Annotated in this window: 10 protein-coding genes, 1 pseudogene and 1 riboswitch; of the genes and pseudogenes, 7 read left to right on the top strand and 4 right to left on the bottom strand. The window is 67.2% G+C overall.

The genetic code is table 11. The features are described from left to right. The first annotated feature begins 73 nt into the window (after window positions 1-73). The 7 genes from ACSYS9_RS00910 (at window position 74) to pnuC (ending at window position 8849) form a co-directional block, all read left to right on the top strand. Entirely contained in the window at window positions 74-712 is a 639-nt protein-coding gene (locus tag ACSYS9_RS00910; protein ID WP_049421098.1) for a response regulator transcription factor, read from the top strand. A gap of 378 nt (window positions 713-1090) precedes the next feature. Beyond that, the gene (locus ACSYS9_RS00905; RefSeq protein ID WP_049398613.1) at window positions 1091-1861 is read left to right on the top strand and encodes a hypothetical protein; all 771 of its coding nucleotides are present in this window, start codon (window positions 1091-1093) and stop codon (window positions 1859-1861) included. 111 nt (window positions 1862-1972) lie between these two features. Continuing rightward, window positions 1973-3964 (top strand): XVIPCD domain-containing protein, encoded by a 1992-nt coding sequence (locus ACSYS9_RS00900; RefSeq protein ID WP_440568745.1) that lies wholly within the window; start codon window positions 1973-1975, stop codon window positions 3962-3964. A 246-nt stretch (window positions 3965-4210) separates the two neighbouring features. Beyond that, entirely contained in the window at window positions 4211-4618 is a 408-nt protein-coding gene (locus ACSYS9_RS00895) for a glycine zipper 2TM domain-containing protein (protein ID WP_071228796.1), read from the top strand. A 129-nt stretch (window positions 4619-4747) separates the two neighbouring features. After that, window positions 4748-5872 (top strand): phosphotransferase enzyme family protein, encoded by a 1125-nt coding sequence (locus ACSYS9_RS00890; protein WP_071228797.1) that lies wholly within the window; start codon window positions 4748-4750, stop codon window positions 5870-5872. A 43-nt stretch (window positions 5873-5915) separates the two neighbouring features. Next, window positions 5916-6011, top strand: a riboswitch (TPP riboswitch). Window positions 6012-6081: 70 nt separating this feature from the next. Beyond that, a complete protein-coding gene (locus ACSYS9_RS00885) occupies window positions 6082-8271 on the top strand; it encodes a TonB-dependent siderophore receptor (protein ID WP_071228798.1) in 2190 nt (729 codons plus the stop codon). A gap of 8 nt (window positions 8272-8279) precedes the next feature. Next, the gene (pnuC, locus tag ACSYS9_RS00880; RefSeq protein ID WP_071228799.1) at window positions 8280-8849 is read left to right on the top strand and encodes a nicotinamide riboside transporter PnuC; all 570 of its coding nucleotides are present in this window, start codon (window positions 8280-8282) and stop codon (window positions 8847-8849) included. 766 nt (window positions 8850-9615) lie between these two features. On the opposite strand, the gene ACSYS9_RS00875 is transcribed toward pnuC, so the two are convergent. From ACSYS9_RS00875 to ACSYS9_RS00860, 4 genes and pseudogenes are all read right to left on the bottom strand, one after another. Further along, the gene (locus ACSYS9_RS00875; RefSeq protein WP_071228800.1) at window positions 9616-10032 is read right to left on the bottom strand and encodes a hypothetical protein; all 417 of its coding nucleotides are present in this window, start codon (window positions 10030-10032) and stop codon (window positions 9616-9618) included. Between the two features lie 84 nt (window positions 10033-10116). Next, window positions 10117-11091 carry a Dyp-type peroxidase gene (locus ACSYS9_RS00870; RefSeq protein WP_032130172.1) on the bottom strand — a complete coding sequence of 325 codons (975 nt, stop codon included), beginning with the start codon at window positions 11089-11091 and terminating at the stop codon, window positions 10117-10119. A 123-nt stretch (window positions 11092-11214) separates the two neighbouring features. Continuing rightward, window positions 11215-11578 (bottom strand): annotated as a pseudogene (locus tag ACSYS9_RS00865) (VOC family protein). 71 nt (window positions 11579-11649) lie between these two features. Further along, a complete protein-coding gene (locus ACSYS9_RS00860; protein WP_071228801.1) occupies window positions 11650-12414 on the bottom strand; it encodes a helix-turn-helix transcriptional regulator in 765 nt (254 codons plus the stop codon). Window positions 12415-12533: the final 119 nt, after the last annotated feature.

The following is a 12533-nucleotide window of genomic DNA, read 5'->3' as shown; positions in this document are numbered from 1 at the left end:
GGCGTTGATCTCCTAGAATCTGCCAGGAACCGCGATGGTCGCGGTCCGGCGTGCCCGGTGGCCATACTAGAGCATGAGCTTGCGCATCATCATCGCAGACGACCACCCGGTGGTCCGTATCGGTACCCGTGCCGTCATCGAATCGAGCGGGGTGGGCCGCGTGGTCGGCGAAGCCGACAGCGCGCAGGCGCTGATGGCCCTGCTCGGCAGCCAACCCTGTGACCTGCTGGTCACCGACTACTCCATGCCGGGCAGTCCCCAGGCCGACGGCTTCGCCATGATCGGCATGATCCGCCGCCGTTATCCCGACCTGCCGGTGCTGATGCTCAGTGTCTCCAACAACCTGGCGATCCTGCGCATGGTGCTCGACAGCGGCGTGCTCGGCCTGGTCGACAAGAGTTCGTCGATGGACGAACTGCCACAGGCCATCCAGGCGGTCTACCGGGGCCAGCCCTACATCAGCCGCAGCCTGCGCGAGCGGGTCGAGGCCGCTGGCAGCTGGCGCATGCGCGAGGGCGACGGCAAGCCACTGTCGCCACGCGAGGTGGAGGTGCTGCGGCTGCTGGGCACCGGCATGACCGTGAAGGAAATCTCGCTGCAGCTGCACAAGAGCGTCAGCACCATCAGCCGGCAGAAGGGTGACGCCATGCTCAAACTGGGCCTCAAGGGCGACGCCGAGCTGTTCGATTACCTGCGCGACGGCAAGATCTGAGAGCCAGATCACACAAGAAGGGCAGCTGCCATCGCCCTCTTTGACCGGCCGCCGATCTGTGCCAAGATGGTCCGGCATGAGTTCTCAATGCGAGGTCGAAGGAATCGACCGGCTCATGTCCTCGCTCCCGTCCCTGGTGGACGTGGCGCGGTTTCCTGCCGGCCGTCTGGCCCGGCAACGCTGACCATGGAGAGGCGCATGCATCATCCCCCCAAGCTACGTTGGACCCTGCCGTTGCGGCCTCTGCGCGCATTCGCGGCGTGCCTGCTCGTCTCTCTTTCCGCTGCCGCCTGCAGCGCCGCCGATCCGGCCCCCTCGTCCTCCCAGCCCGGCGCCCCTGCGCAGGCTGCCAATGCGCCCCGACAGGATGTTGCCCCGATGCAGACCCCCACCCCCGATGCCGCCGCCACCCCGCCCGACGCGCCGACCGTGATGTATTTCACCTACCAGGTGGACGGCGATGGCGCGACCTCCTATGAGGTCCAGAACGGCAGCGTGGCGACCTTCTGGTTCGGCCACACGTTCACTCTCGATGGCACCACGTACTACACGGGTTTCTCCTGGGATACCCGCGAGCACTACGGCAAGCCGGGCGAGCAGACGCCGGCCGGTCCGGATGACCGCGCCAACCTTGCCGAGGCCACCTTCGTGCTGGCCGGCACCGACGCCAGGAAGCCATGGAAGTTCCGTGGCCAGGAATGGACCATCGGCGCACTGGGCGCGTACGACAAGGCCGACGATGTCGATACCCGGCGCAAGCCGCTTGAACATCGCACGGCCGATGGTCGCCTGCTGCTGGCGGTGCCGACCAGCAGCTTCGACCGCGGCATCAGCAGCACCGGCTATGCGCTGCTGCTGTTCAACCCCAGGCGCAGCGAAGACGACGTGGACAGCAAGGTCTGGCGCTATGTCGGTTCAGTGCGCACGGGTGAGGACAACAGTGCCGCCTGCGACGACGGCAACGTGATGCCCTGCACCGACAGCGATGGCGAACTGGCCTTCGCTGCCGACGGCAACGGCCTGCCGCGACTGACCGTGACCTTCAAGGGCACCACCATCGAAGGCCCCGGCAAGACCCGCGCACTGGGTGCCGGCGACGCCGTGCACTACACCTTCGACAGCGCGACCCAGCAGTACGTCGCGCCCTGATAGCACCCGCCACGCGCGGGTTCCCTGTTGACCGACATGTTCTTGACTCACGGATGAGTCCGGTTGGCGATTCGCGGCACGCGCCGCTCCATCAACCCCGAGGAAAACGTCATGGCACAGCATGACTACAGCAGAAAGGAAGTCCTGGACATCGTCGAGCAGGTCGCCAGGCAGAAGGGCATCCCTGTGGATGACTTCATGCGTTTCGCGCACATCGAGACCGGCGGCACCTTCAACGAGCGCGCCCACAACACCTCATCCGGCGCCAAGGGCCTGTTCCAGTTCGTGCCCGGCTCCGCGCGCCAGTACCACCTGACCGGTCACGAGTTCGACCCCACCCGCAACACCGAAGCGGCCGCACAGATGTACCAGGACAACCTGGACTCGATGGCGCGCCGCAACGAGCGCACCGGCAACCCGTACCTGTCCGGAGGCAACACGCCCACCGGCCTGGACCTGTACCTGGCCCACCAGCAGGGCAGCGCCGGCTACGGCTCGGTGCAGACTGCCATTGCCACCGGCACCTTCGGTGTGGTCCGCAACAGCCACGGCGACGAGATCAACATGCGCCGCAACGTGCTGAACCAGATCGGCTCCGACGCGAAGGCGCTGACCGGCCACACGCTGGCCGAGATGCGCGGCATGAACGATGGCGACCTGGCGCGGACGTTCTCCAGCTATTACATCCACAAGTACGCGGCGATCAGCATTCCGGAAAAGAACATCGAACCGCAGGCGGTAGTGCAGGGCCAGGGCCAGACCCCGGCAGCACCTGCACAGGCCAGCGCAGCCGTGGCGGCGGGTGCAGCCACGCTGGCGGCAACCGCAACGGCAGCTGCCACACCGAAGCCCGGCATTGAACTGCAGGCCGCCTACGAGGCCGGCGTGAAGTACGACGACGTCAAGTACGCCATCAACATTCCGGGCCACGCACTGTACGTACCGGGCAAGACCGGCAAGAACGTGGAGCAGGGTTACATCGACTGTTCCGGCTGGGTCGGCACGCTGCAGAACCGGACCATGGACGAGATCAACCAGAAGGCCGGGCACGCGGTGTTCAGCAAGGCTGATCGCATCGACCTGGGCAACCTCGGTTCCGGTGGGATCGTGCGCAAGGCGTTCGACCAGTCGGGCGTGCTGCTGGACCGCGACGCGATCCTGAAGCCCGATGCGCTGAAGGAAGGCATGATCATCGGCCTGGATACGGCCAGGACCCGCCATGAGCACTGGAACGGCATCGACCACATCGTGATGGTGGTGCGCGACCCCAACACCGACAAGCTGCTGATCAGCCAGTCCACCGGCAGCAAGGGCGTGCACACCATGCCGGTGGAGGACTACCTCAAGCAGGTGAAGGACCACCCGAACTGGAAGCTGTACGCCTCCGATCCGCTGTCCAAGGCGCGCGACCTGCTGGAAAACCGCACCCAGTCGCACGAGCAGAGCCAGGGCAAGCCTGCGGCCGAGCACAAGGCCGCTGCCACGCCGCACGCCGAACTGTACAAGCCGGGCGCGCACAGCGAGGGCGTGCGCAAGGTGCAGGAGCAGCTGGGCCACCTGGGCTACGTCGGCGCCGACGGCAAGCCGCTGGTCGAAGATGGCCGCTTCGGCCGCAACACCGACGCGGCAGTGCGCCAGCTGCAGAAGGACAACGGCCTGGTGGTCGACGGCATTGTCGGGGCGAAGACCCTGGAGGCAATCAAGGACGCACGCGAACGGCCGTTGCTGAACGACGAGCGGCACCCGCGCAATCCGTTGTTCATCCAGGCCAGCAAGGGTCTGGAACTGCTGCCGGCCGGGACCTTCAAGGACCGCCACACGCTGGAAAGCGCTGCTGCGGCTTTGACCAAGGAGGCGCATGCCGCCGGCCTGCAGCGCATCGACTCGGTGGTGCCCAGCCCGAACGGTGAGCGCCTGTTCGCCGTGCAGGGCACCATCGGCGACCCCGCCGCCAGCCGCGTGGCGGTGGAGACCCGTGCCGCCAGCGAGCAGAGCCTGGCGCTCAGCAGCGGTGCCGTGCAGGGCGCGCCGAACGTGCTGCATCAGCAGCAGGACGCCCAGCGGGAGCAGGCCCGGCAGGCCCAGAAGGCGATGGGCGTCTAAGCCCGCGGCACCTTGGGAGAGAAGGGAGGGCCACGTTCGCGTGGCCCTTTCCCTTTCTGCCAGCTGAGCGGCCGGGGCCGCTTTCAGCCTTGCTTCATGCCGCCTGCCGCTAGATGAATGCGCAAGCCGCACGGTGGACCAGGCAATGTTCCGGCAATGTTGGAACGCCAGCGTGGACATCACGGCAGCCGGGGCGCCCCGCGCCCTCCCTGCCCAGCGTGGCATGCACCTCACAGGAGAACGAACATGCTCAGTACTTCCGCACTCAGCTTCCGTGGTCTGGCGATGGCCCTGGCACTGGTGGCCGGTGTCGCCGTGGTCAGCGATGCCAGCGCGATGTCGAGGAAGGACAAGCGCACCCTGGTCGGCGCCGTGGTCGGTGGCGTGGCCGGCAACCTGCTCTCCAACGGTGATCCTGCTGCCACTGTCGGCGGTGCCGTGGCCGGCGGCGCGATCGGCAACCTGACCACCTCCGACCGCCGCGACCGTCGTTACTACGACAATCGCCGTTACGACAACCGCTACGATCGCCGTTACGACCGTGGCTACTACCGCAGCGGCTACTACGACCGCGGTGACGACCGTCGCTGGCAGCGCGAGCGCTACTACGACAACCGCTACTACCACGACCGCGGCCGCCATCGCGGCTGGTAATCCGGCGCGGCGGTACCGCCGATGACGATGTGACGACGGGCGGGTCGATGACCCGCCCGTTTGCGTTGCGGGCGGCCATGGCGTTGAATGCGCACCCTTGGATGTGACTTTCCCCATTGGGGCTGCGGCATGACTTCTTCTTCCCACCGGGTGCAGGGCCTCAACAATGACGAGGTCGCTGCCGACTGGCCGCCGATCAGCACCGCAGACCTCGCGTGGCTGCGCCAGCGCTTTCCGCAGCTGGATGCGGGCAGCCAGCCGCACTGGCACAGTCCTCGACCGTTGTCGGCCGCCGCCATCGTCAATGGCACGCGCGGACCGGTGTTCATCAAGCGCCACCACCACAGCGTTCGCAGCGCCACCTGCCTGGAAGAAGAACACCACTTCATCGCCCATCTCGCTGCCGCCGGCGTACCGGTGGTGCAGGTGCTGGCGGCAACCGATGGCCACACCGCAGTAGAGCACGGCGAATGGACCTTCGAACTGCATGCCGTGGGCGTGGGCGAGGACCTGTACCGCGATGCCGTGTCGTGGTCGTTGCTGACCGATGTCGCGCAGGCCCGCGAAGCCGGCCGCATGCTGGCCCGGTTGCACCGTGCCGCCGCCAGCTATCACGCGCCACAGCGCAGTACCCATCTGCTGGTCGCGCGCGACGATCTGATCCGCGCCGACGATCCCATCGCCGCGATCAAAGCCGAACTGCCCACACGACCGGGGCTGGCCCGCTATCTCGCGCGCATTCCGTGGGAAGCACAGCTGCAGCGCGACGTGCTGCCTTGGCACACGGGCCTGGCCGAGCGCCTGCGCGACGAGCCACGGCTGTGGGCGCACAACGACTGGCATGTCTCCAACCTGCTGTGGCGCGACGGGCAGGTCAGCACCGTGCTGGATTTCGGCCTGGCTTCGCCCACCAGCGCACTGTTCGACCTCGCCACCGCGATCGAGCGCAACGCAGTGGCGTGGCTGGAACTGGAGCGCGGCATGGAGGCGGTGCGCATCGACATCGCACTGGCGTTGCTCGACGGCTACCGCGAGGTGCTGCCGCTGTCGGCGGCACGCGTGCAGCTGCTGGCCGACCTGCTGCCGATGGTCCATTTCGACTTCGCACTGTCCGAAGTGGAGTACTTCGAAGGCATCACTGGCTCCACCGCAAACGCGGATGTGGCGTGGCAGCCGTTCATGCTGGGGCATCCGGCGTGGTTCCACAGCGCGCCGGGACAGGCACTGCTGCAGGCGTTGCACGCGGCAGCCTGAAGGGCACCGGCTCGCAAATCCGTACCATTTGTAGTGAAATGGTCACCTGAAGCGGGGGTGCCTGGATCTGCCAGGCTGAGAGAGTCCCTTGGAACCTGATCCGGTTTGCACCGGCGTAGGGAGCTTTGAGCCGCAGCCACACCCCCGTCATGGGCCGGTGCACCTGCGCGCCGTCGCTTCGTCTCCCTTGTTGTCCGAAGACGAACCGAATGAACCGCTGCCTGCGCCCCACTCTGCTCTCCCTCGCCCTCTGCGCCGCGCTGCCGCTGCACGCCAGCGAGGCCGAGGCGTCCCCCGATGCGGCTGCCACCGGCGCCGAGCGCTCGCCCACCGAACTGGCGGCGGTACGCGTGCAGGCCGGCAAACCGAAGGCCGATACCTCACGCGTGAACGCCTTCGGTGGTGGGTCCTGGAAGGACACCCCGGCCTCGGTGAACGTGCTCGAGCGCGACTATCTCGACCGCCGGCAGGTGCGTTCGCTGTCCGAGCTGGCCAGCAACGATGCCTCGCTGGGTGATGCGTATGCGCCGGTGGGCTACTACCAGAACGTCGCCATCCGCGGCTTTGCGCTGGATGCCGCCACCGGCTACCGCTTCAACGGCCTGTCCATCGCCGGCGAACAGCGCCTGGCGCTGGAGAACGTGCAGTCGGTTGAGATCCTCAAGGGTGAAGCCGGCCTGGCCGCGGGTGTGATGGCGCCCGGCGGGATCATCAACTACATCGGCAAGCGCCCGGCCGAAGTGCGCACCGCCACGCTCGGTACCGACTCGGAAGGCTCGCGCTACGTCGCCGTCGATGTCGGCCACTGGATCACCCCGCGTTTCGGCCTGCGCCTGAATGCCGCATGGGATTCCAGCAATTCCTACGTCGAGCACGCCGATGGCCGTCGCAACTTCTACTCGCTGGCCGCCGACTGGCTGATTGGCGAACGCGGCAAGCTGGAAGTGGATGCCAACTACCAGACCAGCTCGCAGCGTTCGGTGTCCGGCTACCAGCTGCTGGGCGCGCGTGAGCTGCCGCACGGCGTGGATCGCGAATTCCTGCTCGGCTACCAGCCGTGGCAGCGCCCGGTGGATATCGCCAGCACCAACATCACCGCGTTGCACACCTACGACTTCAACGATGCCTGGCAGTCGCGCGTCTCGGTCGGCCACAGCCGCTCGGTGATCGATGACAACGTCGCCTTCGCCTACGGCTGCTACTACGCCACGCAGTGTGCCGATGGCAGCGTGCCGGGCAACTACTTCGCGCCCAATGGCGACTACGACGTCTACGACTACCGCAGCCCGGACGACACCCGCCGCAACCAGCAGGCCCGTGCCGAGCTGCGCGGCCGCTTCGAGACCGGCAGCGTCGGTCATGAGTTGACCATCGGTGCCGACTACTTCCGCCGCACGGTAGACAAGCGCCCGAGCGTCAACGAGTACGTCGGCACCAGCAACATCCACGACGCACAGGTGCCGGTGTTCGCGCCGTCGCCGAAGATGCCAGGGCCGTCCGCACGACGCCTGGACAGCCGCCAGACCGCGTTCTTCGCGCTGGACCGGATGAGCTTCGGTGATGACTGGCAGTGGCTGGCCGGCGGCCGCTTCGTGCGCCTGGACGAGCGTGCCTACGACAAGCGTGGCACCCCGCAGCGGCACAGCCGCCTGTCGCGTTTCCTGCCGCAGACCGCCGTGGTGTGGAAGGCTACCGACCAGCTCAACGCCTATGCCAGCTACGTGCGCGGCATCTCGCTGGGCCAGGAAGCGCCCTTCTGGACCAGCAACGCCGACACCTTCCTGCCGTCGGTGCAGTCGCGGCAGCTGGAAGTGGGCGTGAAGTACGTGCCGGTCGAAGCACTGACGCTGGGCGCGGCGGTGTTCCGCATTTCGCAGCCGTACCAGTACGCCAAGCCCGACAACAGCGAGGTCGGCTACACCTTCGTCGAGGAAGGCACGCAGACCCACACCGGCCTGGAGCTGACCGCCAACGGCCAGCTGACCGATGCGCTGCAGATCGTGGCCAGCGCCAGCGTGCTGCAGGCGCGCGCGCGCGACACCGGCACCCCGGCCTATGAAGGCCATCAGCTGGTGAACGCGCCGAAGGTGCGCGCCAGCGTGCACGTGGCCTATGCGCTGCCGTTCGTGCAGGGCCTGGATGTGACCGGCGGCTGGCGCTATGCCGGTGCCAACGTGGCCCGTGCCGATGGTGGCGTGCGCGCACCGGACTACTCGGTGTTCGACGCTGGCCTGCGTTTCCAGCATCGCCTGCACGAGCGCGCGGTGACCTGGAACCTGTCGGTGGACAACGTGTTCAACCGCTTCTACTGGCGCGATACCGGCAGCAGCGGCGGTGACTACTACCTGTTCCCCGGCGCACCGCGACAGGCCCGCCTGTCGGTGACGTTCGCGCTGTGAGCGGCGTCATGCTCGAGTGGACCGCCGCGCTGTGCAGCATCCTCGGCGTCTGGCTGATGGCCAAGCGCCGGCTGGTGGCGTGGCCGGTCGGCCTGCTGTCGGTGACGCTGTACGGGCTGGTCTTCGCCGAGGCCAAGCTGTACTCGGACACCCTGCTGCAGGTCGCCTTCGGTGGCTTCCTGGTCTACGGCTGGCTCAACTGGCGGCAGCACGCCGCCGACGAGGGCAGCGTCCGCATCGTGCCACTGGCGCGCGGCAAGCTGCTGCGCGACCTGGCCATCGGCCTGTGCGGCGGCGTGGCACTGGGTGCGGCCATGCACACCTTCACCGATGCCGCACTGCCGTGGCTGGACGCGATGCTGACCGCGCTGAGCCTGGTCGGCCAGTGGTGGCAGGCGCGCCGCCACGTGGCCTGCTGGTGGGTGTGGATCGCGGTGGACGTGGTGTACGTGGGTGCCTACCTGTTCAAGTCGCTGCACGTGACCGCAGCGCTGTACGTGTTCTTCCTCGGCCTGGCCGTGTTCGGCCTGCGCGCATGGAGCGCAGCTGCGCGTGAACCGCAGGTGGCAGCGCAGTAGAGCCACGCTGTGCGTGGCCGGGGTTTACCGGTAGTCGCCAACCTTGGTTGGCGCGCGTGCCGACCAAGGTCGGCATCTACCCAACACATCCACGCAGGGCCTGGATCTACTGCACCCGCAAGGTCAGTAGAGCCACGCCATGCGTGGCTTGGGGCTACCGGTAGTCGCCAACCTTGGTTGGCGCACGCCTGCCGACCAAGGTCGGCATCTACCCAACACATCCACGCAGGGCGTGGATCTACTGCACCCGCAAGATCAGTAGAGCCACGCCATGCGTGGCTTGGGTTTACCGGTAGTCGCCAACCTTGGTTGGCGCACACCTGCCGACCAAGGTCGGCATCTACCCAACACATCCACGCAGGGCCTGAATCTACTGCACCCGCAAGATCAGTAGAGCCACGCCATGCGTGGCTTGGGGCTACCGGTAGTCGCCAACCTTGGTTGGCGCACGCCTGCCGACCAAGGTCGGCATCTACCCAACACATCCACGCAGGGCCTGAATCTACTGCACCCGCAAGATCAGTAGAGCCACGCCATGCGTGGCTTGGGTTTACCGGTAGTCGCCAACCTTGGTTGGCGTGCGCCTGCCGACCAAGGTCGGCATCTACCCAACACATCCACGCAGGGCGTGGATCTACTGCACCCGCAAGATCAGTAGAGCCACGCCATGCGTGGCCGGGGCTTACCGGTAGTCGCCAACCTTGGTTGGCGTGCGCGTGCCGACCAAGGTCGGCATCTACCAGGCGCATCCACGCATGGCGTGGATCTACTGGGTAAGCAGCAGGCCCAGCCGCAGCGGCTGACGCATGTCGGCTGGTGGCGCGGCCTGCAACGGCGCGGACTGCAATGTCGCGCGCAGGTCGGCGTCGACCTGGGCGTCGCCCAAACTGTCGAATTCGAGTTTCGAGATGCGGCCATCCGCAGCGATCCACACGCTCACCGGCAACGGCGTCGGTGCATCAGGGTGTGCCTGCAGCCATTCCAGCACGCGCTGCGCCTGCGGGTTCTGCTCCTGCTGCAGGCGCTGCTGCAACTGGCCGCCCACGGCGGCGGCATAGGCCATCCAGTGTGCGGGAGCCTCCTGCGCGGACACCGCGGCGCTCCCCAGTGCGAGCGCACCGAACAGCGCGGCCAACGGCCGCCACCAGCGGCGTGCGCCGGTTGTGTTCCTTGCCATCGCCATCGCCCGCCCCTGCGCTCTCATCCAACGTCTGATGGTCGGCGCGGTAGATGACAGGCAGATGGCGGGCGGCGCTGCCCGGCGCGATCAATCGCCGAGGTCGGCCAGCACCTTGCGCGAGGGCGCGAAGAAGGTCACGCCGGTGGTGGCGGTGGAGAAGTCGAGGATGCGGTCATGCAGCGGCGCAGGATTGCCGATGAACATGCGCTCGAGCATCTTCTCGATCACCCACAGGCGGCGCGTGTAGCCGATGAAGTAGGTGCCGTACTCGCCGCGCCCCGGGTTGGCGAAGGGCATGTTGTCACGCAGGATCTCGTGCTCGCCGTCGGCATCCTCGATGGTGCACAGCGTCTTGTGCGATTTCTGCGCATCGGCCGGTGCATCGTCCAGCTCGATGTTGTCGTGCTTGGTGCGGCCGATGATCGCTTCCTGTGCCTCGGTCTTCTGCGCACGCCAGGCATCGAGGTTGTGCAGGTACTTCTGCACCACCACGTAGCTGCCACCGGCATGCGCCGGGTCTTCATCGCCCACGATGGTGGCTTCCGGCAGCGACAGCCCTTCCGGGTTGGCGGTGCCATCGACGAAGTCGAGCAGGTCGCGGCCGTCGAAGTAGCGGAAGCCGGCCACGTCATCGACCGTTTCCACCGCATCACCGAACGCCATCAGCAGGTTGCGCTCGAACGCCACGATCAGGTCCATGGTGCGCGCACGGATGTGGTACAGCAGGTCGCCCGGCGTGGACACCGCGGTGTGGGTCGCGCCCTTGATCTCGCGGAACGGCGCCAGCTCACGCGGCGGCGTGGTACCCACCAGCGGCTGCCACACGCGGTGGCCAATGGCCACGTTGCAGGTGAAGGTGCGCTCGATCTCGCGGATGGCGGTGTTCTTGATCAGGTCGTCGGTGCTGGCCAGCACCTCGCGCGCCTTGGCGATCGACGCCTCGTCATCCTTCACTTTCAGCACCAGGAACGCCGCCGAATGGGTGAGCGGCGCCGTGATCTGCTGCGGCTCGTTGTCGAGCGTGTGGTTGAGGGCGGTGATCGGTGCGGGCTGGGAGTTCACGGCGGTTCCTGCTGGCTTGAGGCGGGCGCATCGCGTGTGGCGATGTGCGGGCGATCATAGCGGAACCGCCTGACCGGGGACGGAGCGGTTCTCGTTCCGTCCACCGGCGAAGGTACGAAGACCTCAATCCATATCACTCCAGACCGCCAGCTCGTAGCCATCCAGATCGCGGAAGTGGAAGCGACGGCCACCGGGGAAGGCGAACACCGCCTGCACCACCTCGCCACCGGCGGCAATCACGCGCTGCCGGGCGTCGGCAAGGTCCGCGCAGAATCACCAGTGGGCCGCCCTGCGCACGTACCGGAGCGTCGGAAACGAAACCACCTTTCAGGCGACCATCGTCGAACTCGGTATAGGCGGGGCCGTAGTCGGTGAAGCACCACCCGAATACCTCGCCGTAGAAGCGCTTGCTGCGGGCGATGTCGGCGACGTTGAATTCGATGTTGTCGATGCGGCGCTCGGCATCGCGGGGTGCGGCGTGGCTCATGGCGTGATTCCTGGGTGGGAGCCCCAGCTTCGGTCAGCGCGGCACGGCGGTCTTGAACAAAACGGCCATCATCAGCCCCATTCCAGGCGCAGCTGCCGTGCGGTCATGCTGGCAAGCTCGCGCGCCTCACGGCTGAGGTGGGCCTGGTCGGCATAGCCGGCATCAGCGGCCAGCATCGCCAACGAGTGCTGCGGCAGCGCGCGGCTATGGCGAAGAAAGCGTTGCAGGCGCAGGATGCGCTCCAGTGTCTTGGCGCCGTAGCCGAACTGCGACTGGCTGAAACGCCGCAGGCTGCGCGGGCTCAGACTCAAGTGCGCCGCCAGCGTATCCAGCGTGGCGTGACCCCCGGCGAGCGCCTGGAACAGGACATGTGCACGCTGCGCCGGGGTGTCGAGTGCGGCCGCGCCCATATGCTGCTGCAGGCAGTACGCCATCCGCTGCAGGCGCTGCGCAGGCGCGGTGTCACCGATGGAAGCCGCAGCTTTCTTCGCCCACGTGCCCTTCAGATCGGCCAGTGGCACCGCCTGGCCGATGATCCCGGCCAAGGGCAGGCCGAGCGCGGCCAATGCCTGGCCAGGTCGGAAGCGCGCCCCCAGCACCTGTGCACCGGGTGCCAGTGCCGGATGTGCAGCCACCCGATCCGGGCCGACCACGAACAGCGCGCCGTCGCGCCAGAGGATATCCACGCAGCCATCGGGCAATACGGTGATGTGCCCATCGGCATCGGCAGGGAGCTGGCTCTGCCACAGCTGGCCGAAGTGGCCACGCAGCGGCGCAGGCGCCAGATGCTCCTGGTAGGCCATGCCAGTACCTGCGAGGGAGGAAGGGTCGCCCATGCCGCATTGTGGTGCCACGGGGCCCATAAAAGTGAAGCCCGGCGCGAGGCCGGGCTTCGGTTGGCGTGTGGGAGAGAGAGAGAGTCACACGCCAGCACAACACGCACTAACGACAGGCG

The organism is Stenotrophomonas sp. STK17_22 (genome assembly GCF_051983905.1).
Lineage (GTDB): Bacteria > Pseudomonadota > Gammaproteobacteria > Xanthomonadales > Xanthomonadaceae > Stenotrophomonas > Stenotrophomonas maltophilia_A.
Note: the sequence above shows the minus strand (reverse complement) of the source record. Positions and strands in the feature narration are given on the sequence as shown.

What these genes read in the sequence shown, in the direction of transcription:
- ACSYS9_RS00910 (WP_049421098.1), top strand. Translation starts at nt 74, where the DNA reads ATGAGCTTGCGCATCATCATCGCAGACGACCACCCGGTGGTCCGTATC.
- ACSYS9_RS00905 (WP_049398613.1), top strand. Translation starts at nt 1,091, where the DNA reads ATGCAGACCCCCACCCCCGATGCCGCCGCCACCCCGCCCGACGCGCCG.
- ACSYS9_RS00900 (WP_440568745.1), top strand. Translation starts at nt 1,973, where the DNA reads ATGGCACAGCATGACTACAGCAGAAAGGAAGTCCTGGACATCGTCGAG.
- ACSYS9_RS00895 (WP_071228796.1), top strand. Translation starts at nt 4,211, where the DNA reads ATGCTCAGTACTTCCGCACTCAGCTTCCGTGGTCTGGCGATGGCCCTG.
- ACSYS9_RS00890 (WP_071228797.1), top strand. Translation starts at nt 4,748, where the DNA reads ATGACTTCTTCTTCCCACCGGGTGCAGGGCCTCAACAATGACGAGGTC.
- ACSYS9_RS00885 (WP_071228798.1), top strand. Translation starts at nt 6,082, where the DNA reads ATGAACCGCTGCCTGCGCCCCACTCTGCTCTCCCTCGCCCTCTGCGCC.
- pnuC (WP_071228799.1), top strand. Translation starts at nt 8,280, where the DNA reads ATGCTCGAGTGGACCGCCGCGCTGTGCAGCATCCTCGGCGTCTGGCTG.
- ACSYS9_RS00875 (WP_071228800.1), bottom strand. Translation starts at nt 10,032, where the DNA reads ATGGCGATGGCAAGGAACACAACCGGCGCACGCCGCTGGTGGCGGCCG.
- ACSYS9_RS00860 (WP_071228801.1), bottom strand. Translation starts at nt 12,414, where the DNA reads ATGGGCGACCCTTCCTCCCTCGCAGGTACTGGCATGGCCTACCAGGAG.